The organism is Syntrophotaleaceae bacterium (genome assembly GCA_041390365.1).
Taxonomy (GTDB): Bacteria; Desulfobacterota; Desulfuromonadia; order Desulfuromonadales; family Syntrophotaleaceae; genus JAWKQB01.
In genome coordinates, this window is record JAWKQB010000001.1 from 1 (window position 1) to 25,554 (window position 25,554).

General features: G+C 57.0%; 24 protein-coding genes, 1 tRNA gene and 1 CRISPR repeat array. Of the genes, 12 read left to right on the forward strand and 13 right to left on the reverse strand.

Going from position 1 to position 25,554, the window contains the following annotated elements:
• Position 1 precedes the first annotated feature (1 nt).
• Positions 2-233: a CRISPR direct-repeat array (repeat unit 32 nt; unit sequence GTCGCCCCCCGTGCGGGGGCGTGGATTGAAAC).
• A 337-nt stretch (positions 234-570) separates the two neighbouring features.
• Positions 571-819 (reverse strand): DUF378 domain-containing protein, encoded by a 249-nt coding sequence (locus R2940_00005; protein ID MEZ4598156.1) that lies wholly within the window; start codon positions 817-819, stop codon positions 571-573.
• Positions 820-1,040: 221 nt separating this feature from the next.
• Between R2940_00005 and R2940_00010 the strand changes: the two genes are divergently transcribed.
• Complete coding sequence (locus R2940_00010; GenBank protein ID MEZ4598157.1) at positions 1,041-1,289, forward strand: hypothetical protein; 249 nt, start codon at positions 1,041-1,043, stop codon at positions 1,287-1,289.
• 67 nt (positions 1,290-1,356) lie between these two features.
• Here the strand turns inward: R2940_00010 and R2940_00015 are convergent, their stop codons facing one another.
• The 4 genes from R2940_00015 to corA form a co-directional block, all read right to left on the reverse strand.
• A complete protein-coding gene (locus tag R2940_00015) occupies positions 1,357-1,983 on the reverse strand; it encodes a LysE family translocator (protein ID MEZ4598158.1) in 627 nt (208 codons plus the stop codon).
• 61 nt (positions 1,984-2,044) lie between these two features.
• Positions 2,045-2,578, reverse strand: coding sequence for a type 1 glutamine amidotransferase domain-containing protein (locus R2940_00020; protein MEZ4598159.1), 534 nt, complete (start codon positions 2,576-2,578; stop codon positions 2,045-2,047).
• A gap of 130 nt (positions 2,579-2,708) precedes the next feature.
• The gene (locus tag R2940_00025; protein MEZ4598160.1) at positions 2,709-4,199 is read right to left on the reverse strand and encodes a deoxyribodipyrimidine photolyase; all 1,491 of its coding nucleotides are present in this window, start codon (positions 4,197-4,199) and stop codon (positions 2,709-2,711) included.
• A 15-nt stretch (positions 4,200-4,214) separates the two neighbouring features.
• A complete protein-coding gene (gene corA / locus R2940_00030) occupies positions 4,215-5,312 on the reverse strand; it encodes a magnesium/cobalt transporter CorA (protein MEZ4598161.1) in 1,098 nt (365 codons plus the stop codon).
• Positions 5,313-5,396: 84 nt separating this feature from the next.
• On the opposite strand from corA, the gene R2940_00035 reads away from it, so the two are divergent.
• The 5 genes from R2940_00035 (at position 5,397) to R2940_00055 (ending at position 10,512) form a co-directional block, all read left to right on the forward strand.
• Positions 5,397-6,344, forward strand: coding sequence for a DUF523 and DUF1722 domain-containing protein (locus R2940_00035; protein MEZ4598162.1), 948 nt, complete (start codon positions 5,397-5,399; stop codon positions 6,342-6,344).
• A gap of 140 nt (positions 6,345-6,484) precedes the next feature.
• Positions 6,485-7,519, forward strand: a complete 1,035-nt coding sequence (locus tag R2940_00040; protein MEZ4598163.1) for a histidine kinase dimerization/phosphoacceptor domain -containing protein — start codon at positions 6,485-6,487, stop codon at positions 7,517-7,519.
• A complete protein-coding gene (locus R2940_00045) occupies positions 7,516-8,826 on the forward strand; it encodes a diguanylate cyclase (protein MEZ4598164.1) in 1,311 nt (436 codons plus the stop codon). Before R2940_00040 ends, R2940_00045 begins: the two co-directional genes overlap by 4 nt.
• 171 nt (positions 8,827-8,997) lie before the next feature.
• Entirely contained in the window at positions 8,998-9,624 is a 627-nt protein-coding gene (locus tag R2940_00050) for a 4Fe-4S binding protein (protein ID MEZ4598165.1), read from the forward strand.
• Positions 9,625-9,738: 114 nt separating this feature from the next.
• Entirely contained in the window at positions 9,739-10,512 is a 774-nt protein-coding gene (locus tag R2940_00055) for a hypothetical protein (GenBank protein ID MEZ4598166.1), read from the forward strand.
• Between the two features lie 75 nt (positions 10,513-10,587).
• Here the strand turns inward: R2940_00055 and R2940_00060 are convergent.
• Positions 10,588-10,664, reverse strand: a tRNA-Met gene (locus R2940_00060).
• A 134-nt stretch (positions 10,665-10,798) separates the two neighbouring features.
• Here R2940_00060 and R2940_00065 point away from each other — a divergent pair.
• Positions 10,799-10,978 (forward strand): hypothetical protein, encoded by a 180-nt coding sequence (locus R2940_00065; protein MEZ4598167.1) that lies wholly within the window; start codon positions 10,799-10,801, stop codon positions 10,976-10,978.
• Positions 10,979-11,005: 27 nt separating this feature from the next.
• On the opposite strand, the gene ald is transcribed toward R2940_00065, so the two are convergent.
• From ald to R2940_00080, 3 genes are all read right to left on the reverse strand, one after another.
• On the reverse strand, positions 11,006-12,130 hold the full coding sequence (gene ald / locus R2940_00070; GenBank protein ID MEZ4598168.1) for an alanine dehydrogenase: 1,125 nt from the start codon (positions 12,128-12,130) through the stop codon (positions 11,006-11,008).
• A gap of 47 nt (positions 12,131-12,177) precedes the next feature.
• Positions 12,178-13,785, reverse strand: a complete 1,608-nt coding sequence (gene serA / locus R2940_00075; protein ID MEZ4598169.1) for a phosphoglycerate dehydrogenase — start codon at positions 13,783-13,785, stop codon at positions 12,178-12,180.
• A gap of 132 nt (positions 13,786-13,917) precedes the next feature.
• Positions 13,918-14,544, reverse strand: coding sequence for an arylesterase (locus R2940_00080; GenBank protein MEZ4598170.1), 627 nt, complete (start codon positions 14,542-14,544; stop codon positions 13,918-13,920).
• 280 nt (positions 14,545-14,824) lie between these two features.
• Here R2940_00080 and R2940_00085 point away from each other — a divergent pair, with 280 nt between their 5' ends.
• The 3 genes from R2940_00085 to R2940_00095 are packed head-to-tail and all read left to right on the forward strand — an operon-like array spanning position 14,825 to position 17,949.
• The gene (locus R2940_00085) at positions 14,825-16,702 is read left to right on the forward strand and encodes an ATP-binding cassette domain-containing protein (GenBank protein MEZ4598171.1); all 1,878 of its coding nucleotides are present in this window, start codon (positions 14,825-14,827) and stop codon (positions 16,700-16,702) included.
• On the forward strand, positions 16,699-17,508 hold the full coding sequence (locus R2940_00090) for a pseudouridine synthase (protein ID MEZ4598172.1): 810 nt from the start codon (positions 16,699-16,701) through the stop codon (positions 17,506-17,508). Before R2940_00085 ends, R2940_00090 begins: the two co-directional genes overlap by 4 nt.
• Before the next feature lie 12 nt (positions 17,509-17,520).
• The gene (locus R2940_00095) at positions 17,521-17,949 is read left to right on the forward strand and encodes a DUF2721 domain-containing protein (protein MEZ4598173.1); all 429 of its coding nucleotides are present in this window, start codon (positions 17,521-17,523) and stop codon (positions 17,947-17,949) included.
• Between the two features lie 7 nt (positions 17,950-17,956).
• Here the strand turns inward: R2940_00095 and R2940_00100 are convergent, their stop codons facing one another.
• The 3 genes from R2940_00100 to gap all read right to left on the reverse strand — a co-directional run bounded on the left by R2940_00100 (position 17,957) and on the right by gap (position 19,952).
• Positions 17,957-18,253 carry an isoamylase early set domain-containing protein gene (locus R2940_00100; GenBank protein ID MEZ4598174.1) on the reverse strand — a complete coding sequence of 99 codons (297 nt, stop codon included), beginning with the start codon at positions 18,251-18,253 and terminating at the stop codon, positions 17,957-17,959.
• A gap of 126 nt (positions 18,254-18,379) precedes the next feature.
• Complete coding sequence (locus R2940_00105) at positions 18,380-18,742, reverse strand: sulfite exporter TauE/SafE family protein (GenBank protein MEZ4598175.1); 363 nt, start codon at positions 18,740-18,742, stop codon at positions 18,380-18,382.
• A gap of 142 nt (positions 18,743-18,884) precedes the next feature.
• On the reverse strand, positions 18,885-19,952 hold the full coding sequence (gene gap, locus R2940_00110) for a type I glyceraldehyde-3-phosphate dehydrogenase (protein MEZ4598176.1): 1,068 nt from the start codon (positions 19,950-19,952) through the stop codon (positions 18,885-18,887).
• 358 nt (positions 19,953-20,310) lie between these two features.
• On the opposite strand from gap, the gene R2940_00115 reads away from it, so the two are divergent.
• Both R2940_00115 and R2940_00120 read left to right on the forward strand, forming a co-directional pair.
• On the forward strand, positions 20,311-20,718 hold the full coding sequence (locus R2940_00115; protein MEZ4598177.1) for a bacteriohemerythrin: 408 nt from the start codon (positions 20,311-20,313) through the stop codon (positions 20,716-20,718).
• 125 nt (positions 20,719-20,843) lie between these two features.
• Positions 20,844-22,886, forward strand: coding sequence for a hypothetical protein (locus R2940_00120; GenBank protein MEZ4598178.1), 2,043 nt, complete (start codon positions 20,844-20,846; stop codon positions 22,884-22,886).
• 50 nt (positions 22,887-22,936) lie between these two features.
• Here the strand turns inward: R2940_00120 and R2940_00125 are convergent, their stop codons facing one another.
• Complete coding sequence (locus R2940_00125; protein MEZ4598179.1) at positions 22,937-25,474, reverse strand: EAL domain-containing protein; 2,538 nt, start codon at positions 25,472-25,474, stop codon at positions 22,937-22,939.
• Positions 25,475-25,554: the final 80 nt, after the last annotated feature.

Sequence of the window (25,554 nt, forward strand, 5' to 3'; positions counted from 1 at the left end):
CCAGTCGCCCCCCGTGCGGGGGCGTGGATTGAAACACCCAGGTCGACGACACGGTCGGCGGCAGCGTGCAGTCGCCCCCCGTGCGGGGGCGTGGATTGAAACGACCAGGGCGCGGCGTGCCGCCTGATCCGTGATGTCGCCCCCCGTGCGGGGGCGTGGATTGAAACATTGTTGTCTCCTTTATCCGCTCGCGGGTGAGCTGTCGCCCCCCGTGCGGGGGGGTGGATTGAAACCCTTGGGGCCGAGACGGAGATTATTTGGACACCGGTTTGTCGGGACGCTACATTGGCCCCCGTGAGCGCCAGCAAGCACCTGGGACAGCTACCGCCTCAAGCAGTCCCTGAAATGAGGTGAAAAAAGCTTCTTCGTTCTGAAATCGCCCTTTTAATCAACCGCCGGGGGTGGTCAAAATTCGGTGCTCACAGGTGGTCAATTTTCGATTGTCATTTCCTCCAAGTACTAGGTCGCCTCCATGTGGGGTCATAAAGTTTGATTTCATGTAAGACAAAAGCGGGCCTTCGGGCCCGCTTTATTTGAATGACTCCCCTTTGTGCGAGAATATCACCCGTCCTACCGGGCAACCGTTTCGGGATGCCTGGCCGAAGTGAAGTGAGCACACCAGCGATTCTTGATGGCCCTATAGCCGAACAGGTCGTAAAGGGCGCACAAACCGACAATGGAGTAAATGAATCGGCTTCCTACCGCCGTCGGACCGCCGAAAATGGCCGCCACCAGGTCAAACTGGAAAAATCCCACCAGTCCCCAGTTCAGTCCGCCGACTATCAGCAGAATGGTCACGATGGCATCCAGTGTTTTCATGACTCTCTCCTTTAGTTTGCAAATGACACCTGCGTGCGCTTGCGGGTCGTCTCAACCGCTTTTGAAAACGACCCCCCGCGATTTCATTTTACAAAATGGTGAACGCCTGTCAATTTGGATAACTCTTTAATTCTCCGTTGAAAATTAGAATACAGGTCGGGTATTGACATCCTCTGGATGAACGATAAACAAGAGGGAAAAACTATTCGACGGAGGAATTTATGAGCGCTTTGAAGATGGTTCGCAGGGAAGAGGAATCCAGGCAGGAGAAAATGGCGAAAATGATCGAAGACCGGGTGGCCCAAATCCCTTCTGACGCCTTTCTCTGGGCCGCCGGTTTGTCCATTCTCGGCAGCCTGGCCATGAAGGTTACCCAGCGGGATGAAAATGCCCTGTTTATCGGCCAGTGGGCGCCCACTCTGCTTATCCTGGGGCTGTACAGCAAATTCACCAAGCGGCTCATGCGCTAAACCGTTTTGATCCTGTTTTTTCAGCACGCCTGCCTTGTCCTGTCTCGGCGGAGTCGACCTTTTCATTTTACAGTTTTGCCGTGGCGAGCTTGAGGGCAAGGCCTAAAAAAACAAGTCCCGCCAATCGATTCATGATGTGCTGGGTTTTAGGGCTGCGGCTCAGCCAATGACCCAAAGTACCGGCAAGCAGAGACACGCCGCCGAAAACCAGGACTGTCGAGATGATGAAAATTCCACCAAGAACCATCATCTGCAAGGACAGGGGCCCACGGGCGGGATCGGTAAACTGCGGCAGAAAGGCCAGGAAGAAGAGGGAGACCTTGGGGTTGGTCAGGTTCATGAGAATGCCCCGGCGATAGAGCCTGCCCAATCCGGGGTTCCTGTCTTTCTCGCCCTCCAGCCGAAGCGCCGAGGCCCGGAAGGCCTGCCAGGCCAGGTAGAGCAGGTAGCCGGCTCCGAGAATTTTAAGAAAGAGGAAGGCGAGGGGGGAGGCCTGAAAAATGATGGCGACCCCGAGAGCGACCGCTGCGGTGTGAACCGTCAGGCCGGTACAGAGACCCAGGGTCACGGTGAAGCCCGCCGATCGGCCGAAAAGGGCGGACTGGGTCAGGACAAATAGATTGTCCGGTCCCGGCGCGAGGGCCAGTAACAGAGAGGCGAGGAAGAAGGCGGTGATGGTTTCGACAGGAATCATAAGGTCAATCCAGGAGTAGCGCGTGACCTGAGGGGTGAGGGGTACACCTGAAACCTTCCCCCTAGCCCCTGTCTTTCTCGATCAATGCCTCGATAATGGTTCGGCTGAAGGCCGGCAGGTCTTCTGGTTTGCGGGAGGTGATGATGTTGCCGTCCCGCACCACTTCCCGGTCGACATAGCTGGCACCGGCGTTGATCAGATCGTCTTTTATGGCAAAAAAGCAGGTCACCTGGCGGCCCCGCACCAGATCGGCGGAGGCCAGCATCCATCCGCCGTGGCAGATGGCGGCCACGACCTTGCCGGCTTTTCCGGCGTCCCGGACCAGTTCGATCATCTTGTCGTGACGGCGCATATGGTCGGGCGCATAGCCGCCGGGAATGATGACGGCGTCGAAGTCCGCGCCCCGCACTTCATCCATGGATGCGTCGGCCTGGGCAGGATAACCGTGCTTGGACTGGTACCCCTTGCGTTCCGGGCCGACAATCGTCACCTGCGCGCCGGCCTCCCGGAAACGGAGTACGGGATACCACAATTCCAGGTCCTCGTAAATATTTTCGATCAGTACAGCAATCTTTTTCCCCTGCAAAATCATCATCCGGCTCCTTTCGTCAGGTTTTCTTTCAGTATAGCCTTTTGGAGGATGTTCAGAATTGAGCAAGCCTCAGGGTCGGAATTTATCCTGTCTATCCTGTCCATCCCTGTTCAATGAAGATTTTGCTTTATGGTTATTTCAAGGTTTTCTTTGGGTCCTCCGACCCGTACCGCTTCAGATAATTTTTCACCGAAACCTTGCGGGCGGTGTTTTCCGAACTCATGTAACGGATCTTGCCGAATATCGGCCGTTCCGGCCCCCAGGCCCGGTCGAATTGCCCCAGGCACCAGGTGATGCCGCTGTAGCTGTTGGGATCCCGGCCGTCGATGGCGTAGCGGTCATTGAGCTCGATCAGGATGTCCAGGGCCTGCCGGGGGGAGCGGGTCCACTGCAGAATTTTCTTGCCCCATAGCATGCGCAGGTAGTTGTGCAGGCGCCCTTCAGTGAGCAACTGCCTCTGGGCGGCGTTCCAGAGGGGGTCGTGGGTTCGCGCCGACTCCAGCTCCTCCTTGTCGTAAAGAAAGGGACGAGGGTCATCCGCATGGGCGAGGAGGGTTTTTTGGGCCCAGTCGGGCAGGGCGTCGAACCGGTCGTAGTCATCATTGCGGGCACAATGGATGTAGCCGAGTTCGCGCCAGGTCACGAGCTGATCGAGAAAGGCTTCGGTGTTCTCGCCGAGGCCCCACCATCCTCTGCGTTTGCCCTTTTGCTCGGGTGACAGGTCGGCCGGAGACCAGTTGCGGGATTGCAGCAGCTCGGAAACCATCTGGTGGGAACTGATGTGCCCCCAGCGCAGGTACGGGGACAGGCCGCTGGTCACGTCCTGTTCAGGCTGGTTCCGATCTGCGGCGTAACGGGCCAGCTTCTCCTCAAGGAAGTCCTGCCAGAGCTGTTCGGCTGCCTCGCTCCCCCCGGTCTTCTGAACGCGGTCTGGTTTAAGGGCCAGGGGCAGATCCGCGGGGATCCGCCGGCCGGGGTCGAGAAGTCCCGGATCGGCCTGCGGCCAGCGCTGCAGAATCTTTTTGGGGATTGCCCGGGGCGGTGGCAGTTCGATGTCGCGCCAGGGGTCGGCTTCCGGCAGCAGGAACAGGTGTCCCGGCAGCAGCTGCTGCAGGAACCTGCGGAAGGAGTAGGCTCTGGTGAAATCCCGATCCGCGGCCTGCAAAGGCAACAGGCCGTTGCCGTCGACGGCGTCGAGGCGGACCGGCAGGCGCTCGGCCATGTCGTTCAGCTCTTTCCGCATCCAGAGGAGGGGATGATCGTCGGTGATAATCAGGCAGGATGTGCGGGCCAGTTCTTCCATCAGGCCGGCAATCTCCTGCGGCCCCCGCTCCACGAAGGGATAATAAAGGGCCGGTTTATCCCTCAGCCGCCGGGCATTGACGGCCATGCCGTCCAGGGCGAAGTGATGATGGCGGAGGCTTGCCAGCGGTTCGTCGCAGGCCAGGGTTTCGAGGATCAGCAAAGGCTTGGCCAGAACGACAGCCTGATGCAGGGCATGCTGCAAAGCGAAGTTCCATCCGGTGCGCCGCGCGGCCCGCATCCAGTAGAGGATGTAATGACCCCCTTCGGAAATCGGCTGCTGGTTGGCGATGAAGAGCCTTTCGGCGGGTATGGGCTGCATGAAAGCTTCCTTTGGTCACAACCAGTGTTTTTTGCGGAAGTAAAAGAACATGCCGCCGGCCATTGCCAGCATGAACAGCCAGAGCAGAGGGTAGCTCCATCGCCAGTGCAGCTCCGGCATATGCTCGAAGTTCATGCCATAAATGCCGGCGATGAACGTCAGCGGGATGAAGATCGTAGCGATGATGGTGAGTACCTTCATGACCTCGTTCATGCGGTTGCTGATGCTGGACAGATAGAGATCCAGCAGGCCGGAGAGAATGTCGCGGAAGGTTTCCACCGTATCGATGATGTTGATCGTATGGTCATAGACATCCCTCAAAAAGATACCGGTGGTTTCGCTGATCAGGCTGGACTCGCTTCTCTGCAGCCCGTTGATCAGTTCCCGCAGAGGCCAGACGGCTTTGCGCAACAGGATCATCTCCCGCTTGAAGTGATGAATTTTTTCCAGTGTACGCGGCGTTGGCTGCACGACAAGTTCATCCTCGAGCTGTTCAATCTGTTCGCCGATCTGTTCCAGGATGCCGAAATAGCTGTCGACGACGGCATCCAGGAGGGCATAGGCCAGATAATCGGCCCCCATTCTGCGGATGCGTCCCTTGCCGTTGCGCAACCTCTCCCGCACTCCGTCGAAGACATCTCCCGGGCGCTGCTGAAAGGATAGCACCAATTTCTCCGTCAGGATCAGGCTGATCTGCTCGGTGCGAATTCCCGTAGTCTCGTCGAGGTGCAGCATTTTCAGAACCAGGAAAAAATAGGTGTCGAAGTCTTCGGCCTTCGGCCGGTGTTCGGTGTTGGCAATATCTTCCAGTACCAGGGAGTGCAGACCGAAGTCGGTGCCGATTTTTTCCAACACCTCGAGTTGGTGGACGCCGTTCAGGTTGATCCAGGTCGTGGTGGCCGATTTCGTGAAAGCAAGGCATTCCCCGGGATCGCTGATTGTCTGTTCGGTCAGATGCTGAAGGTCGTAATCCATGACCTGGATTCCAACCGGTTCGCTTGGCGCTTCGCCGATGTGGATCAGGGTGCCGGGCGGTCGGCCAGCCTTGTGAGAGGTTTTGGGCAACAGTTTTTTGCGCGATCGATTTTTCTGCTGTTTGACCCCGGGACGCATGAAAAACTCCTGTTTCGTTGGGAATTCGTGAACGTTTTCGGGTACAATTTACCCCATAGGGGTTGTCATAACAAAGGGTTTTCCATGGATAAAATTCGTCTCGGCATCAGTGCCTGCCTCCTGGGACAGCAGGTCAGGTATAACGGGGGCCACCAACTCGATCATTTTTTGCGTGACACCCTCGGTCAATTCGTCGAGTTTGTCCCGGTCTGTCCGGAGGTCGAAATGGGGCTGCCGATACCCCGGGAGACTCTCCGCCTGGTGGGCGATGGTGATTCCCCCCGCCTGGTGTTCTCCCAAAGCGGCGGCGACGTTACCGAACAGATGAAGGAATGGGCTTCCGGGCGATTGGACGAACTGGCCAGGGAGGATCTGTGTGGTTTCGTTTTCAAGGCCAAGTCGCCGAGCAGCGGCATGGAGCGGGTCAAAGTCTATGACCGCAATGGTGTGCCGACCAAAAAAGGGGTGGGCCTGTTCGCTCGCCTGTTCATGGAGCGTTTTCCGCTTCTGCCCGTAGAAGAGGACGGACGATTGCACGACCCGCGGCTGCGGGAAAATTTCATCGAAGGAATTTTCACCTTTCGCCGCTGGCGCAGTCTGCTTTCCGGAGGAGTACAGGTTTCGAGGATAGTCGAATTCCATTCCCGGCACAAATTGCTGTTGATGTCGCACAATATTGAACTGGCCAGGCAGATGGGCAAGCTGGTTGCCCGGGCAGGGCAGGTTCCGCCCGAGGAACTGCTGGAGGCGTACCAGGGGCTATTGATGAAGACGGTCCGTCTGCCGGCCACTCCGGCAAAACATGTCAATGTCCTCATGCACGCCCTGGGTTATTTCAAGCGCCAGCTGACCGCCGATGAAAAGCAGGAAATGCTCGAGCTTCTCGAACGTTATCGGGAAAAGGTCGTACCATTGAGCGTGCCTGTGACCCTGCTCAATCACTATGTAAGAAAATATCGCCCCCCCTACCTGGCGGAGCAGGTCTACCTCCACCCTCATCCCGTCGAACTCCATCTCCGCATGGGATTGTAGGGGCTTATTTTTTACAAGAGAATATTTGTCATTTTCAGATATATTTATTAGAAATGATCGTTTTCGATATGCCATGCCGAGAGGTTTTTAGGTTGAGGAGACAGGCAGGGCACGTCAAGTGGAATAGGGAGGGAAGAAAGTTGCAGGATCTGGAAAAGGGTTTTTGCGAAAACATCTTCCAAAATGCTCCCATGGGCATATTCCGCTCCACTCTGGATGGCCGGTTTGTCCGGGCGAATCCGGCGATGGCTGCCATATTCAAGTACGACTCCCCCGAAGAATTGATAGGGCATGTCAATAAATCCGGTATTGCCGAGGTCCTGTATGAGGAACCCGCCCGAAGAGAGGAAATCCTCCGCGAGATTCTGCAGGATCGGGAATGGAAAACTTTTATAGAACGCATGCGTTGCCGAGACGGCCGGGTGATTCCCTGCTATTTACACCTTCGTTCGGTCCCGACGAAAAATCAAGGTGTGGAGCTGGAAGGATTCGTCGAAGATGACACTGCGCGGACCGTGACGGAAAAGCGCCTTCATGAGTCCCTGGTCGAGAAGGAATTATTGCTGAAGGAGATTCACCATCGGATCAAAAACAGTCTTCAGGTCATATCCAGTTTGCTTTATCTCCAGTCCAGAAAAATCAGCGATCCGGAGATTGTGCAGCATTTTGTAGAAAGCCAGAATCGAATCTATTCCATGGCCCTGGCACATGAACTGCTGTACCGAAACGAAAAGTTGTCCGATGTTCAGCTGCCTGATTACGTCAGGAATCTTGTGCAAAGGATTGAGCAGGCTCTGAAACCGAAAGAAAAACAGGTCAACTGCCGGGTGTCTGTAGTGGAAATCCCTATGGATATCCAACAGGTCATTCCCTGCGGGCTGCTGATCACGGAACTGGTGTCCAATGCCCTGAAACACGGCTTTCCCGGTGACCGCTCCGGGACCGTAAATGTGAGCCTGCTGCATAGGGACGATCGGTTCTGCCTGGAGGTCCGGGACGATGGCATCGGACTGCCGCAGGACCTGGATCTGGACAAGCCGAATTCACTGGGGATGCAACTGGTGAGGGCATTGACGTTACAACTTGACGGTACCCTGGAGCAGGTCAGGGGGAACGGTACCCTTATAAAGGTGGTCTTTCCCGTTCTGTATTCAAAAGGAAGCGTCCGTTTATGAAACCAAGGCTGCTACTGGTAGAAGACGAGGCTTTCATCGCCCTGGAAATCCGAAGCAGACTTCAGGACATGGGCTACGACGTGTGCGATATTTGCGCCCAGGGACGGGACGCCATTCAAAAGGTCGAGGAGCTGAATCCCGACCTGGTGCTGATGGATATCGGGCTGCCGGGAGGGATGAGCGGCATCCAGGCGGCTATAAGGGTGCGTGAGGATTTCGATATTCCGGTTATCTATCTGACCGCTCATGTTGACGAGGAGATCCTGGAACAGGCCAGACGGACGGAACCTTATGGGTATCTGGTCAAGCCCTTTCAGGATCGGGAACTTCGCATCAGTATCGATATGGCTTTGCACAAGCATGCCATGATGCGGCAGATACGGGAAAACGAGGAAAAATTCCGACTGGTTACGGAAAGCATCAATGATGTTTTCTGGCTCAACAGCCTGGACCTGAAAAAGCTGCTCTATGTCAATCCGGCCTACGAGGTCATCTGGGGCAGGAGCTGTGAGAGCCTCTATCGAAATCCTCTATCGTTTCTTGAAATGGTACATTACCAGGATCGGGAGCAGGTCATAGAAGCCCTTTCCGCCAACCCGGAAAGGGGTCTCGAGATCGAATACCGATTGGTCGCCGATGACCGCAGAATCCGTTGGATCAAGGACCGGCGGTTTCCGGTAATGGACCGGCAGGGATACCCATGCCGGCTGGCCGGAATCGCCATGGACATAACCGAACAGAAGGTGGCCCAGGAAAAACTCCTGGAACTCAATCGCCAGCTGGAACGCCAGGCCACCCATGATCCTCTCACCGGATTGCCCAACAGGCGGCTGTTTATCGACCGCCTGGAACAGGCCCTGGCCCACGCCCGGCGTTTTGGAGGAAGGGTCGGTATGCTTTTCATCGACCTGGACGGTTTCAAGCACATCAATGATCAGCTCGGTCATCAGGCGGGAGACCAGACGTTGCAGGAGGTGGCCCGGCGGCTGGGAGGCGTCTTGCGAAAAGTGGATACGGCAGCGCGACTGGGCGGAGACGAATTCGGCGTAGTCCTGCCGGATCTGGTCAAGGGAAAGGATGCTGAAGTCGTAGCCAAAAAAATTTTTGAGGAAATTTCCCGGCCCCTGGAATTTGATTGGGGGACGTGTACGGTGGGTGCCAGTATCGGCATCAGCTTCTTCCCGGAACATGGCTGCTCTGCCGATGATCTCATCGGCATGGCCGACCGGACCATGTACATTGTCAAACAGGAAGGCAAGGGGGGCTGTCGGGTTTTTGCCCCTCAACAGAATTGCGTCAAGCTGTGATCTCCTCCCCGTTCCCCTCCCTTATTTTCTACTTCGCATAGTTCCTGCCGGTGCTTGTATAAAACATCCGATAACCAGCAACGGCTTCTATCCGGGCATCGACCCTATTGACAATATTCAAAAAATAATATAGATAAAAATATAAATTATTTCACTTGAAGGGAGTTGCCTATGGCAAGGGGTTACAAATGGGGGCTGGGCCTGGTGGTGCCCGCGGTTTTGGCTTTGGGATGGAAATACCCCCTGATTGGATTTGTCGTGCCCGTTGTGGTGATATCCGCACTGGTGACCAGCCGTTTCCGGGGCCGCTTCTTTTGCGGCAACTATTGCCCGCGGGGAAGCTTCTTCGATACCTGGCTTTCCCTTTCCGGAAGAAGAAAAAGGTTTCCCAAATTTTTCAGAAGTTTGAAATTACGTATTCCGGTCATGCTCATGCTTTTTGGTTTTATGGCGCTCAGAATCGCACAGGATCCGGGCAACTGGAGGCATTGGGGGCTGGTTTTCTGGCAGATGTGCCTGGTCACCACCATCATCGGCATCAGTCTGGGACTGCTGTTCCGTCCCCGGTCCTGGTGTGCCCTTTGCCCCGTGGGAACCCTGGAGCGACTGATCGGCGGTGGCCGTTCCCCTCTGGCTATCGATTCAACCTGTGTAGCCTGCGGCATCTGTGAATCACGTTGCCCCCTGCAGCTGCCAATTGTACAGGATAGAGTTGCCGGCCGCATAACCGCCCCGGATTGTCTAAAATGCGATGCCTGTCTCGCGGCCTGCCCCAAAAAGGCCATCAGTCATACCTGATGGCCGTGGTCGGGCAATGTTAAATTTTTTTGTTGCTTTCTGGGAAAGGTTTGATTAATCTAAAAACAAAAGAGAATTTTTTTAATTAGAAAATATTCGGTGACGGGAGGTTCCGTGATTGGTGGGATCTTGAAAAAATACTGTTTTTTTCTGGCTATGATGAATCTGCTTCTGGCAGGGAATGTTTCCGCTGCCGGTTTTTTTTCCGCAGATGACGGCATCAGCGGAAAAGAGCTCTGGTACAGTGACGGGTCGGCCGTCGGTACCCGTCTGGTGGCCGATATCAATCCTGGCGCCGAAAAATCTTTGCCCTTTCATGTAAAGTCTGTGCAGCACGGACACCTTTTCTCGGCCAATGACGGCTACCGGGGCTACGAGCTGTGGCGAACCGACGGCACCGAACAGGGAACCTGGCTGGTGCGTGATATCCATGTCGGTTCCGGACATTCCTTTCCCCTTTTCTTTATTCCCTGCGGCAAACTGACCTGCTTCAGTGCGGATGACGGCAACGCGGGGAAGGAGCTATGGGTGACCGACGGCAGCGAAGAAGGGACCCGAATGCTCACGGATATTTTTCCGGGGAGCAGCGGCTCTCGACCCAATCATATGACCCGGGTCGGCGATCGGATGTTTTTCGGAGCTGATGACGGCATCCATGGCTATGAACTCTGGATCACCGACGGTACCGTCGATGGAACCCGCCTGGTCATGGATATCTTTCCCGGAGCGGAAGGCTCTACCCTCACCAAACTGATCGAAGTGGACGGTCAGCTTTATTTCGGGGCGAATGACGGTGAGCATGGACTGGAGCTGTGGGTGAGCGACGGCTCACCGGAAGGTACCCACATGGTTCTTGACATTAATCACGGCCCGCCTTCCTCAATGTGAGACACCGCCGACGGTTCTCGTCCGTTCCGCAAAAAGAAAGGTCCTGCCGGAGCCCGGCAGGACCTTTGTCATTTTTGGTAGCGGGGGCAGGATTTGAACCTGCGACCTTCGGGTTATGAGCCCGACGAGCTACCGAACTGCTCCACCCCGCGTCGAATGGACCGTAAGATTATCCAATCGCCGAAGGATTGTCAAACAGGATTTTTGTCTGGGCTGGTTAAAGCAGATATTGCCGTCGTGAATAGTGGCTGGTACAATGGGGGCCAAAACTTCGGGAGGTCCTTGTTTGGCCAAGCAGAAACAGAAGGAACAGTTCAATCGCTTATGCGTCAGGTGCCTGAGATCCTGCCGTCAGCCGGCCGGTACCCTGCTGGTCAACTGCCCCCGTTTTCTTTCCCGCCCCTTCAAGGTCGAGACCTACCGTTTCGATCAGCTCGATCTGTTCAGGGAAGACCGCAAGAAGTAGCTCTTGGTCCCCCAGCTTTTTCCCCAGTTATTCACAACAGGCCGTCGAAGGTTCAAAGGGCATGTCGAGGGACTCGGCCACTGCTTTGAGACAGACGCCGCCCGCATGGGTATTGAGTCCCCGGCGCAGAACCCCGTCCTCCTGCATGGCGCGCTCCGGCCCCAGATATGCGATTTTGCGGGCATAGGGCAGAGTGCTGTTGGTCAGGGCATAGGTACTTGTGCGACTGACCGCACCCGGCATGTTGGCGACACCGTAATGGAGCACGCCGTGGACCAGGTGAATCGGGGCGTCGTGGGTGGTGGGCCGGGTGGTGGCGATGCAGCCGCCCTGATCCACAGCGACGTCGATAATGACGCTCCCTTCGTTCATTTTGCCTACCAGACTATCGTCCACGAGGACAGGAGTTCGGGCCCCGGCGACCAGAACGGCGCCAACGACCAGATCGGCCCGTCGCACCTCGTCCTCGATATTCTGAGAATTGGCGATGAGGGTCAGGATATGGTTGCCGTAATGGTCATCGAGCAGGGCAAGGCGGGTCGGATCGATATCGAGTACGGTGACGTCCGCACCCATGCCGACGGCGATGCGAACAGCATTGCTTCCCACCGATCCGGCCCCGAGAACCACCACCTTGCCGGGCCGGACTCCAGGCGCTCCAGCCAGAAGGACCCCGCGGCCGCCGTTTTCCTTCTGCAGGTAGTGGGCTCCGATCTGTACCGACATGCGGCCGGCGATTTCGCTCATGGGCTGCAGCAGAATGAGGTGACCGTCGTCGGTCTGTACCGTTTCATAGGCGATGCCGGTGATCTTCCTGTCCAGCAGAACTTGGGTCAGGCCGGGATTCGCCGCCAGGTGCAGGTAGGTAAACAGGGTCTGACCGGGCTGCATCAGGTCGTACTCTTCGATCTGAGGCTCCTTGACCTTGACGATCAACTCCGCCCGGGCATACAGCTCCGAAGCCAAGGAGACCAGCTTTGCTCCGGCCTCCTGATATTGCTCATTGGTCAACCCACTACCGATTCCGGCATCTTGTTCCACCAGCACGGTCCGACCGTCCTCGACCAGGGAGCGAACCCCCGCAGGGGTGATTCCCACCCGGTATTCACGAGGCTTTATTTCCTTGGGAACGCCTACGATCATATTCTCCATCGTTTCATTCCAATCTCGACCGCCATCGGCAACAAGGTTGGGGGCTGTTAATGCAGGGCTGCCGCCTTGACCAGATGCAGGTATTTGATGAAGTTGGCTTCGACCACCTTGCCGATCTCCTCGACCACGTTGGCGGGTACGGGGGAGTCGAGGGAGAGGATGACCATGGCCTCCCCCTGTTTTTCCTGGCGGCCGAGGTTCATGGCGGCGATGTTGATTTCGTGCTCGCCCATGACCTGGCCGATCTTGCCGATCATGCCGGGACGGTCCTTGTAGGTGATGACCAGCATATGCTCTTCGGGCGCAAAATCGACCCGGTAGTCGCGCATCTGAACGATGCGGGGCTGCCCTTCGAAGTGGGTGCCGGCAATATAGCGCCGGATCTGGGGACCTTCGATGCAGATCGATACGGAGTTGGAAAAGGTCGCAGGCTCCGTTTCCTTGACCTCTTCCACGACGATGCCCATGTCGTCGGCGATCAGGGCGGCATTGACCATATTGACGTCCTGTTCGACCTTGTTGTTGAGCAGGGAAGCCAGGCCGCAAACGGTGAGCGGTTTGCAGTCGAGGTTGGCCACTTCCCCCTGATAGGTGAAGGTGATCTTGTTGAGATTTGAATCGGCCAGTTGCGCGACCAGTTCCGCCATGACGTTGACCAGGCTCAGGAACGGGCGCATCCGATCCATCTCGGCGCTGTCGAAACGCGGGATATTGGCGGCATAGACCAGAGGCTGTTCATGCTGGTAGCGGACGATGTCCTTGGCCACATCGATGGCGACATTGATCTGGGCCTCGATGCTGGAGGCGGCGAGATGAGGAATGGAGATCACCTTTTCGTGGGCGATCAGTTTCTTCACCAGTTCGCTTTTGGGCGGTTCCTCGCTCCAGACGTCGATGCCGGCACCGGCAACCTTGCCGCTCTCCAGGGCTTCCAGCAGGGCGGGTTCGTTGATGACCCCTCCGCGGGCGGTGTTGAAGATCAGCACGCCGTTTTTCATCATGGCAAACTGTTCCGCTCCCAAAAGATTGCGGGTTTCCTCGGTGAGGGGAACGTGGGCGGTGATGATGTCGGAGGTTCTGATCAATTCATCCAGAGACACCAGGCGGATGCCGAGATCCTGGGCGCGTTTTTCCGAGACGTAGGGATCCGCGCCGATTACCTCACAGCCGAAGGCCTTCAGGCGTGTGGCCACTCCGCCGCCGATCTTGCTGATCCCGATCACCCCGGCAACCTTGCCCTGCAGTTCGCTGGCCTTGATCGAATTGCGATCCCAGGAGCCGCTTTTCAAACTGTTGTCGGCCTTGGTCAATTTACGGCAGGCGGCCAGGATCAGCGCCATGGTATGCTCGATGACGCTGTTGACGTTGCCGAAGGGGGCGTTGCAGACGATGATGCCCCTTTCGCTGGCGGCCTTGAGATCGACATTGTCGAGCCCCACTCCGGCGCGTGCGACGATTTTGAGGTTTTTGCCTGCTTCCAGCAATTCCCGGTCGGCCTTGGTGGCACTGCGCACGACCAGCCCTTCGTACTGATCGATGACCTTCAGGAGTTCCTCCCGACTCAGGTCGGTTTTCACGTCCAGTTCGATTTTCGGCTCTTTTTCGAGTATCAGCAGGCCTTCCTTGGCCAGTTTCTCAGCTACCAGGATTTTCATGACGGCTCCTTTTTATGTATTGAAATCAAAGCGGAATCGGGATCGGCAAAGAATCTGCGCTGGGAAAAAAACGGTGCAATCATATAAAAATCACTCGGCTTTTTCCAGCTATTTCCTTTCGGGCAGAGATGATCATTTTTGCCCGATGATTCTGGCCAGCGTTTCTGCGAGTCGCCGATACCCGGCGGCATTGGGGTGAATGGCATCGCTTTTTTCAGCGGGTGTCGTCAGGATGTCACGCAGAATACCCTCTTCACAGGGAATGTCGAATTCGGCAGCCAATCCGGGATAAAAAGAAGCTGTGCGCAAAAACAGACCCGGTTGAGGAGCCCCGACCAGCACCACCCGTGCGCGCGCTCCATGAGCGGCTTGGATCATCTGCCGCAGGTTCTCCATGGTTTTTTCGGAATCGAGGCGGCGCAGCAGATCATTGGCTCCATGGCAAAGGATGACCATGTCCGGTCGATGGCGTTCGAGCAGCGAGGGGAGACGCTTCAGCCCCTCGGCGCTGATTTCTCCCGGGATTCCCGCATTGACCACGGTATAGCCGGTCAATTGCGCCAATACGGCCGGATAACTCTCTTCGGGAGCGGCCCCGTAACCGGAGGTCAGGCTGTCGCCGAAGGCGAGGATGACGGCGTCGGGAGCCAGGGCTGGAGTGGCGGCCTGATTTCGGCAAGCCGTAAGGAACAGGGATATAAGAAACAGAGTCGCGAGGAGGATCCGGCTTACGTAAACAGTTCGGCAAAGCTTGTTCATATCGTCCTCAGAAGGGTGATTCATGAAAGATAGGACAATTTTGTCCCTTCCCCGGGGCCCTGTCAAGGCAGGCCCTTTCTATTCCCGGAGCGTTCTGGCATAATCGCCTGAATCCCGGTCCGTGATGATATTATCTGCTCTACTCGTTGTCAGTGAAGCGGGAGCGGAACGGTTGTCGTTGTCGTAATCGTAATCGAAAAGACATATGTATTTGGATTACGGGAAAGCCACGATCACGACAACGACAACGATAACGATAAAAACAACGAAATGGAAACCAATGTTAATAAACCTGCGCGATATCCGGCTGGCCTTCGGCGGGGCTCCGGTGCTGGATGGCGTCAATCTGCAGATCAAAAAAGGGGAGAGGATCTGTCTGCTCGGCCGCAACGGGGCCGGTAAGTCTACCCTTCTCGGCCTGGTATCCGGTGAGCTGCAGCCCGACGCGGGTGCGGTAGAGCGGCGGCAGGGGCTGCGGGTTTCCCGGCTGCCCCAGGAGGTGCCCCGACAGCTGCCGGGAACCGTGTTTGAAGTCGTGGCTGAAGGACTGGGCGAACTCGGCGAACAGCTGAACCGTTTTCATGAGCTCAGTCTTCGCCAGGCTGCGGGAGACCAGGGGGGACTGGACGAACTGCTGCAGGTGCAGCAGGCCATCGACGCCGCGGCCGGGTGGGAGCACCAGCAACGGATCGAGCAGATCATCACCCGCCTCAAGCTGGAGCCGGATGTGTCCGTCTCCGAGCTGTCCGGCGGAGTCAAGCGGCGGGTTCTGCTCGCCCGTGCTCTGGCCGGGGAGCCCGACATCCTGCTGCTCGACGAGCCGACCAACCATCTTGACATCGAATCGATCACCTGGCTCGAGGAATTTTTGCGGAATTCCTCCATGACCCTGCTGTTCGTCACCCATGACCGGTCCTTCCTGCGGGCCCTGGCCTCCCGCATCGTCGAGCTCGATCGCGGCCTGCTCTTCGATTTCGCCTGCGACTACGACAGCTTCCTGCGCCGAAGGGAGGAACAGCTGCAGGCCGAGGAGCAGGCCTGGAACCGGTTCGACCGCAAGCTGGCCGAGGAGGAGGTCTGGATCCGTCAGGGGATCAAGGCCCGCCGGACCCGCAACGAGGGCCGTGTGCGGGCTTTGCTGAAAATGCGGGAGGAGTACCGGCAGCGGCGCCAGCGGACCGGAACCGCCCGCATCCGTCTGGAGGAGGCCCAGCGTTCCGACCGCCTGGTGGCCGAAGTTGAAAACATGAGTTTCAGCTACGGCGTCAAGCCGGTCATAGAGAATTTTTCCACAACCATTATCCGGGGCGACCGCATCGGGATCATCGGCCCCAACGGTGCCGGCAAAACCACCCTGCTCAAACTGCTCCTCGGCGAACTGGCGCCGCAGCAGGGAACGGTTCGCCTGGGGACCAACCTGGAGGTGATCTATTTCGATCAGTTGCGGGAGCAGCTCGATCCGGATCTGACGGTTCAGCAGAACCTCTCCGGCGACCAGGACACGGTTTTGATCGGCGATCGCCCGCGGCATGTGTACGGCTATCTGCGGGATTTTCTGTTCACGCCGGAACGGGCTCGTGCCCCGGTGCGCATTCTTTCCGGCGGCGAGCGCAACCGGCTGCTGCTGGCCAAGCTTTTTTTGCGGCCGGCCAACGTGCTGGTGCTCGACGAACCGACCAACGATCTCGACCTCGAGACCCTCGATCTGCTGGAAGAGCTGCTGGCGGATTATCAGGGGACCCTGTTTCTGGTCAGCCACGATCGGGATTTTCTCGACCGGGTGGTAACCGGCACCCTGGTGTTCGAGGGGAACGGCCGGGTGGCCGAATATGTCGGGGGTTACGAGGACTGGCTGCGTCAGCGGACGGAAACGACGCCGAAACCGGTCGCTGCCGCCAAACCGGTTCGTTCCAAACCGGTGAAGGAACGCCCCCGCAAGCTGACTTTCAAGGAAAAGAGCGAACTGGCCGAGCTTCCGGAACGGATCGAGGCCTTGGAGACGGAGCAGGCCGAGCTGCATGAAAAGCTGGCCGATCCCGATTTTTACCGGGAGCAGGGGGACGCGGTCGGTGAGATCCGGAGCCGGCTGCAGGAACTGGAGGTCGAGCTGGAAGCGGGCTACCTCCGGTGGCAGGAACTGGAGGCCTTGGGCGAATGAACCGACTCGAGGCCCCAAACTTTGATCCTGGAGGGGAAACCATCGAGAGCTGCGGCCAGCTCGAGGTTCTTTATGCCGACGAACATCTGGTAGCGGTCAACAAGCCTGCGGGGCTGCTGGTGCATCGCAGCCCCATCGACCGCCGCGAAACCCGATTCGCCCAGAAGATGCTGAGCGAACAGCTGGGACGGACCGTCTATCCGGTGCACCGGCTCGACAAACCGACGTCCGGGGTTCTGCTGTTCGGTCTTTCCTCGGAAACCGCCCGTAGAATGGGGGAGATTTTCGCCGGAAGGGGGGTCGAAAAAACCTACCTGGCCGTATTGCGGGGGCATATCGAGGACGAGGGGGTGATCGATTACCCCCTCGTCGAAAAAGTGGATCGCCTGGAGCGGCGTCCGGTGGCGGACCGGGATCCCCAGTCCGCCTGCACCGCCTTTCGCCGCCTGGGCACCATCGAGCTTCCGCATCCGGTGGGCCGTTACGCCACCAGCCGCTACTGCCTGGTGGAGGCGCGCCCGCTGACCGGAAGAAGGCATCAGCTGCGAAGGCATTTCAAGCACCTTTTTCATCCGATTGTCGGTGATACCCGTTACGGCGATGCGGACCACAACCGGTTTTTTCGCAGGGAGTTCGACTGCCATCGCCTGCTGCTGGCGGCGGTCGAACTTTCCTTCCCCCATCCCTTTTTTGACCGGCCGGTGACGGTGACGGCACCTCTGTGCGGCCTCTTTGTCCGGCTGCTCGAAAGTTTCGAATGGTGCTCCCTGCTGCCCGCACCTTGGCTCGGACCCCGAATCTGCTGAAGGGAATCCTCCATGGAAATCAACCTCACCACCCCGGCATTGCTTTATCCGGCCATTTCCCTGCTGCTGCTTGCCTATACCAACCGGTTCCTGGCGCTGGCCAGCGTCATCCGTTCCCTCGCCGGCCGCCTGGCGGAATCCGATGACGCGGATGTCCGGCGGCAGCTGACCAATCTTCGCCTCAGGATAAGCCTCATCAAGTGGATGCAGGGACTCGGAATCATCAGCATTCTGCTCTGCATGGTTTCGATGTTCTGCCTGTTTGCCGGGCATGAGCCCTGGGGGCGTTATTCCTTCGGCATCAGTCTGGTGCTGATGATGTTTTCCCTGGGGATCAGTTTCTGGGAAACGTTGCTCTCGGGTGAGGCGCTCAAACATGAGTTGCGGCGGTGTGACCGGGTTCGAAACCAGGGCCAGTCTGACGCCGGTCACCAGACCTGAAAACTTGTCAGACGACGACCACCGAATCTTCACATCCGTAGCAGTTGGGAACATAACCGTCGGCCTGCCAGTCGTTTTCCCAGCGACTGCCGTCGATCAGATAGCGGAAGCGGTAGGACCGGCTGGTCGGCAGCGACAGGGTCAGACTGAAGTCGCCGTTTTTGAGACGTTTCATCGGTTTGGCTTCGGCATCCCAATCGGTGAAATCGCCGCAGAGGAGAGCCGATTCCGCTCCCGTTTCTGCGGGCAGATTGAAGGTTACGCGACAGACCTGACCTGTCTTGGAATAGCTCTTCTTCAACATGTTCTGCTCCTTTGCAAGCAATCGTTGGGGAGAGGCGGCCGCATTAGCGACCTGATGTTTTTCGAAAGCCATTCTAGCAGGTTATTAGAAGTTTTTTTGGCAGGGACTGATTTTTCCCTTTGGGGGCTAGCCGCTGCGTAAAAACAGATAGGTTGCGAGTCCGACAAGGATCAGCGCAAAGATCTTTTTGAAGCTTGCTGTTGAAATGCCTTCGAGCATGCGGGCTCCGATCTGGGCTCCGGCGATGCCGCCGATTCCCAGCAGAATTCCGGTCCGATAGTCGACATTGGCCAGTTTGTTATGAGCCAGCAGGGCGGAGGCCGAAATAATCAGGATGGCCAGAAAAGAGGTGCCGACCGCCCTCTGGGCGGAATAGCCGAGGAACAGCAGCAGCGGCACCATGAGAAAGCCGCCGCCCAGGCCGGAAAAGGAAGCGGCGATGCCGACGAAGGCGCCTCCGAGGAGCAGCAGGGCATATTGAGCGGTCATGTACGGTCTGCCTCCCGATCGATGTGATCTACCTTTTATACTCTCATTGGAGATTTTGGTAAAGGATCGGGGTTTCAGAAAGGAAAGGATTGTTACAGTCCCATAGGACCCATAAGTCTTATGGGTCCTATGGCCTGTCGGGCTACTTGTCCATCTTGATCATGTAGCGCAGCATGTCCACAACCCGGTGGCTGTAACCCCACTCGTTGTCGTACCAGGAAATGAGCTTGAAAAACCGCTTTTCGCCCGGCAGGTTGTTCCCCAGGGTGGCCGACGAGTCATAGATGGATGAAGCTTTTGAGTTGAGAAGGTCGGAGGAAACCAGCTGTTCCTGGGAATATTCCAGGATGCCGGTGAGATAGGACTCGGACGCTTTTTTCATCAGTCCGTCGATCTCTTCAATAGAAGTGTCTTTTGATGTGCGAATGGTCAGATCGACCACGGAAACATCGGGTGTGGGCACCCGGAACGCCATTCCCGTCAATTTCCCCTTGATCTCCGGAATGACCTCACCAACCGCTTTTGCCGCTCCCGTCGAGGACGGGATGATGTTGATGGCGGCGGCCCGTCCGCTGCGCCAGTCCTTTTTTGTCGGACTGTCCACGGTTTCCTGGGTGGCAGTATAGGCATGAATGGTGCTCATCAGGCCCTCTTCAATTCCAATGCCCTCCTTGATCAGCACGTGGACAAGCGGTGCCAGGCAGTTGGTGGTGCAGGAAGCAGTGGAAACCACATGGTCGGTTTTGGGATCGTACTTCTCTTCGTTGACCCCGAGCACGAAGGAGTTCATGGGGCCTTTCCCCGGTGCCGTGATGATCACCTTTTTCGCTCCCCCTTTCAGGTGCAGGGAGGCTTTCTCCATAGACGTGAACTTGCCCGAGGATTCGATCACGTACTCCACCCCCATGGCTTTCCAAGGAAGTTGCTCGGGACTGGGCGGAGCCGACAGGCAGCGGATTTCATCACCATTTATGATCAGAATATCATCCACACTTAGAGCGGGGTCGCTCTTTCTGGTGTCAACCTCCCCGTGGAAACGTCCATGCACCGAATCGTACTTGGTGCGATAGGCGAAATATTTGGCATCGGCGGCAAGATCCACCAGTGCCTTGACCTTCAGCGAGTCCTCGATCTGCCCCTTATCGTATAAAGCAGTCAGTATAAGCCTGCCAATTCGTCCGAATCCGTTGATTGCTACTCCCGTAGCCATGGCTTCCTCCCGTCTGTCCCCGGCCATTGTGAGGCTGCGCATCCAGCCCTGATTATGATCCGGATCGGTTTGCAGTTGTGTCGATACAGATAGCAGCCATTCTACCATCTTTTGGCTGATTTGGCAGAGACCGGCCCGAGGAGCACCGGGACATCAGGAGGCGACTGATTGGTCATCCATCCATCGAAAAAGATCAGGGTTGTGGATCGCTCATCCTACCTTCAGAATCGTTTAAAGGCAAGTCTGGCCATAAAAACCTTAGGCATGGTGTTTGCAAAATTGCTTGGCCAGTGCTGAACATGGACCGGGTTTGTCCAGGTAAGGTTTGGAAAAATAAACGCTTTAGACAGGAGAAAGCATGTCACTGATAGAATGGAGTAGCGACCTGAGTGTCAATATTGCCGAAATCGATGCACAGCACCAGAAACTGATCGCGATGCTCAATGAGCTGAACCAGGCCATGCGGAGAGGGAGTGGCAGGGATATCCTGGGGAAAATCATCAGCGGGCTGATGTCCTATACCGCAACGCATTTCGCAACAGAGGAGAAGTATTTTCAACGCTACGGTTATCCGGCCACCGCGGCTCACGTCCAGGAGCATCGAAATTTTTCCCGCAGAGTGGAGGAGTTCAAGCAGGGGTTCGAGGAAGGCCGGCTCGGTCTTTCGGTTTCAGTAATGAACTTTCTGGGATCCTGGCTGCGAGACCATATTCGAGGCAGCGATAAGGACTATGTCCCTTTTCTGAACAGCAAGGGGCTCAGGTAGAAACCTCCTTTTTGGCATTCAGACCGGTTCTCGGCATTTAAAATCCTTTGTGAAATCTTTTGGATAAACTATTATCTAGTTTTCATCCAACGGGTTGAATTCATTCCTGCAGACAGGGAGGCGGAATGCCTAAAGGCTTTGAACTGCACAGCCGGTTTTTGGGACTGCTGGAAAGGGTGAAAGGGCCCGGCGATCTGGAATTTCAGCTGGAACCTTTTATCGATGAAGAGTGGCAGGTGGCTGTGGCGACCACCGACAAGGATGGTCTGCTGACCATTCTTGCCGGGCTTTTGACCGCGCATGGCGCCGACATTCGATCCGGAGATCTGCTGACTCTGCCTGCTGAACCGGGCAGCCGGCTGCGCAAGATCTGTGATCTGTTTCGGGTGGTCTTATCACCGGGCGCCGATCCGTCTTCCCTTAAAGCCTGTGCCGAAGATCTGCAGCGGTACAATGTGCGCCTGGCTCTTGAAGGCATAGAAGCGGTGCGCGACGCCATCATAGAGCGGGCGGCCGTTCGCTTCGAAGCCCGGTCGGCCGGTCGGGGACGGTTGCTGCCGGTAGAGATCGACATCGACAACGACGCATCGGAGACCGACACGATTCTCCGTATTGTCTCCCGGGATATTCCCGGCTTTCTGTTTGCTTTCGCCAACGCCCTTTCTCTGCTGGAGATCAGCATCGAACGGGCGACCATCCGCACTGAAGGGCCGAATGTGCAGGACACTTTCTGGATTCGCGACCTGCACGGGCGCAAGATCACCGATGAGGATAAACTGCGGGAACTGCGCTTTGCCTGTGCTCTGATCAAGCAGTTCGCTCATTTGCTGCCTTATTCGGCCAATCCCGGTCAGGCCATTCGCCAGTTTCGCGACTTCGCCTCCCGGTTGCTGGCCAAACCGGAACTGGCCGCAGATTTTGCCAGCGTACAGGCGGTGGACACCATGCATACTCTGGCCGAGCTGATGGGTGTCAGCCGTTTCCTCTGGGAGGACTTTCTGCGCATGCAGCATGAAAATCTCTTCCCGCTGATTCGCAATCGGACGGAAATCGAAAAAGAAATCGACAGTGAGTCACTGGAGGCGGAACTTGAGCAGAATTTTGCGGGCTGCGATGATCTCGAGGAAAGGGTTCGGCGGCTCAACGCCTTCAAGGACCGGGAAATGTTCCGCATCGATCTGCGCCACATCACCCGTCTCATCGGCGATGTCAAGTTTGCCCGGGAGCTGAGTTCCCTGAGCGATCTGGTGGTCAGACAGGTGGCCGACCTGTCCCATGCCCGCCTCAAAAGCCGGTTTGGAACCCCCCGGGTTGACGGACGCTCCTGCCCCTGGGCGATATTTGCAGCCGGAAAATATGGAGGCAGGGAGATGGGGTTCGCCTCCGATCTGGAACTACTGTTTGTTTACCAGGAGGAGGGGGAAACCGACGGTGCAAAGACAGCGGCCAACAGCAGCTACTTCGAGGAGTTCGTCCGCACCTTCCTCAGGACCCTGCAGTCGCGGAAGGAGGGGATTTTCGAAATCGATCTGCGGCTTCGCCCTTTTGGCAGCAAAGGCACCCTGGCCAGTTCCCTGGCGGCCTTCGCCGAATATTATGCGACCGACGGCAGGGCCGAGCCTTTCGAGCGGATGGCCATGGTCAAACTGCGGCCGGTGGCCGGGGACGACAAGCTGATGGAGCAGGCGATGGCCATCCGCGATGCTTTTGTCTATTCGGGCCGTCCACTGGATCTGGACAAGGTTCTTAATCTGCGTCGGAGGATGGCCGAGGAATTGGTGGAGCCGGGTAAAATCAACCTGAAGTACAGCACCGGAGCCCTGGTGGATGTCGAATTTTTCATTCAGGCCCAGCAGATTGTCCATGGAGCTGAAAACGCAGGGTTGCGGGTGACCAACACCATGGAAGCCCTGCGGCGCCTGGAGGATGCCGGCCTGGTGAAGGAGGTTCTGGCTGGCGATCTGCGCCGGGCATACCGCTGTTTCCGTCGGGTTATCGACGTGCTGCGGGCGGTACGCGGAAACGCCCGGGACCTGACCCTGCCCGATTTTGCATCCGCCGATTTTCGCTACCTCTCCCGGCGGCTCGATTTTCCCACACCTGAAGAATGTCTGCGCGAAATCCAATGGAGCCGTGAACTGAGCCGCGGCTTGTGGGAACGTATTTAGTATCGGTATCGGTATCGGTATCGGTAGTCGACCCCGACCCCGAATTGCAATCAGGTCTTCAGATAGGCAGTCAAAAAAACCTCCAGCGATTGGGGTTTTCCGAAAAGGTATCCCTGCCCCAAACGGCATCCCAGTTGCTGCAGCAAGGATGACTGGGCTTCCGTTTCGACCCCTTCGGCCACTATGTCCATCTCCAGGGCCTGGCCCACGGAAATGAAAGCCTTCACCAGCCCGGCTTTGCGCGGGTCGCTGTCGATGCCATCGACGAAAGAGCGGTCGATTTTCAGAACGTCCATGGGAAAGCGCCTGAGATAGTTCAGGGCCGAATACCCGGTGCCGAAATCGTCTATGGCGATGGAGATGCCAAGGGCCCGCAAGGTTTCCAGAGTTTTGCGGATTTTCCGGTTGTCATCGATCATCAGGCTTTCGGTGATCTCGAATTCCAGCCATTGGCCCCTGCACCCTGTTTCCCTGAGGATGGTTTTGACTTCCCCGACCAGATCATGCTGCACGAACTGACGGGTCGAAAGGTTGACCGCCACCTTGAAGGGGAAAGAACTGTGTTGGTTGAAGAGGACCGCTTGACGACAGGCGTTTTGCAGGACCCATTGACCAATCGGAATAATCAGTCCGCTCTCCTCGGCAATGGGGACGAACCGGTCCGGCGACAGGATTCCCAGTTGTGGATGACGCCATCGCAGCAGCGCCTCGCCCCCGGTAACCTGGCCGGTTTTCAACAGGACTTTGGGCTGGTAAAGAAGCAGCAGTTCATGATTTGCGCTGGCATAACGCAGGGCGGAGCAGAGGGAAAGCCGCTCGGTTGTGCGGCGGGTGAGTTCGGGAGTATAAAGCTGAAAATTGTTGCGCCCTTGCCGCTTGGCGCTGTACATGGCCGCATCGGCGTAGGCGAACAGCTCGTTCAATTCGCAACTGTCCAGAGGGTAGAAGGCAATCCCGATGCTGCCGGAGATGAACAGCTCCTGGCCGTCTATGAGGAAAGGCAGGGCCAGGTCTTCGAGGATTCGGGAAGCGATATCGGTGGCTTCATCGACGCGGTGAAGGGTCTGCAGGATAGCGAACTCGTCGCCTCCCAAGCGAGCGATTGTGTCCGATTCCCGGACGCAATGGGTTAGCCTTCTGGTCACCTCGCGAAGCAGTTCGTCGCCCGACTTGTGACCGAGGGTGTCGTTGATATCCTTGAAGTGGTCGATGTCAAGCATCAACAGGGCAAATGGCCGCTTGGTGCATTTTGCCTCCGACGCCGCATCCAGAAAACGCCTTTCAAACAGGGCGCGATTGGGAAGGCCGGTCAGAAGATCGGTAAAAGCCAGTCGCTGGGCGAGTTCCCGTTGTTCGACCACGTCGCTGATATCCCGGATGACTGCCAACACCGAATGAACCGCGTCTCCATCTGATTCGGGTTCAAAGCGAACGTGAGTCCAGCTCACGGAACCATCAGGAGAGAGGTGGCGTACCTCCGCTTCCTGGGGGATGCTGGTTTCAAAGACTTTCTTGAGGGCCGAATGGTAGACCTGGAGGTCGAGGGGGCCGCCGCTCAACAGGGAACGTCCAAGCAGCGCCGCCCGGTCCTTGCCGATCAGGCGTGCAAAGGCCGGGTTGACGTACAGGCGGACCAGCCGCCGATCATAGCGGACGATGGCGTCGGGCGAATTTTCCGCCAGGCTGCGGAATTCCTGTTCACGGGCAGACAGAAGGCGTTGGGCGTGAATGCGCTCGGTGATGTCGCGGCACCAGCAGATGATAAGGATGCGATCTCCCATCTCCGTTGGTGTCGAGTGGATTTCGACATCGCGCAGAGTGCCGTCCTTGCGGCGATGGCGGGTTTCAAAGCGGCGTTCTTCATTGAGGTCTCGGTGGCAGTGCCCCATCGCCTCGATCTCGGCTCGACTGAAGTTGGCATCCCAGTCCCATGGGTGCATGCCAAGCATCTCCTCCCGGGAGTACCCGAGGGTCTGGGCAAAGGCAGGATTGACATCGACGGCGGCCAGGCTTTTCCCGTCGAGGACAACGATGCCATCTTTCGATCGCTCCATCAGCAGCTTCCAGTGGCAGACCTCTTCCTGCAATAATTGCAGGCGCAAATTATATTCAGTCACGTCCCTGACCTGGCAGAAAGCGACTGTCCTGCCATTCCATGGAATCCGGGTGTGGCTGACAGCGATGGACAGCAGCTTGCCGTCCTTTCGCCGATAGCAGGTCTCGAAACGGTCCGGCCAGGCATTATCGGCAGATGCCCTTTCAAATTCTTCCCGAGACCAGCCTTCGTCCCAGTCCCGGGCTTTCAAGTCAATTATTTCCCGGCGTGTGTAACCGAGCAATTCGGCAAAGGATGAGTTGGCGTCGATGATTTCGCCGGTTTCGACGTCCAGGATGACAATGCCTTCAACCGAATGCTCCATGAAGGCTGAAGGGAGATCCTCCTTCTTGCGGTTTTCCAGACGGGAAGCCTTTTCGGCTGCAGCGTTAGCGGACTTTTCCGGGGAGAATGACTGCGATGCGGGCGGGGAGGGCCTTGCGTTTTCGAAAGAAGCCGCTAGATCGGTTTTTTCTCTGCCAGGATTTTTCACATCGGCTCCTGCCCGAACAGATAGAAACTCCCCAAAGGGGCAATATCAGGAAATCATGCATAACGCAGCAGGCGGAATGC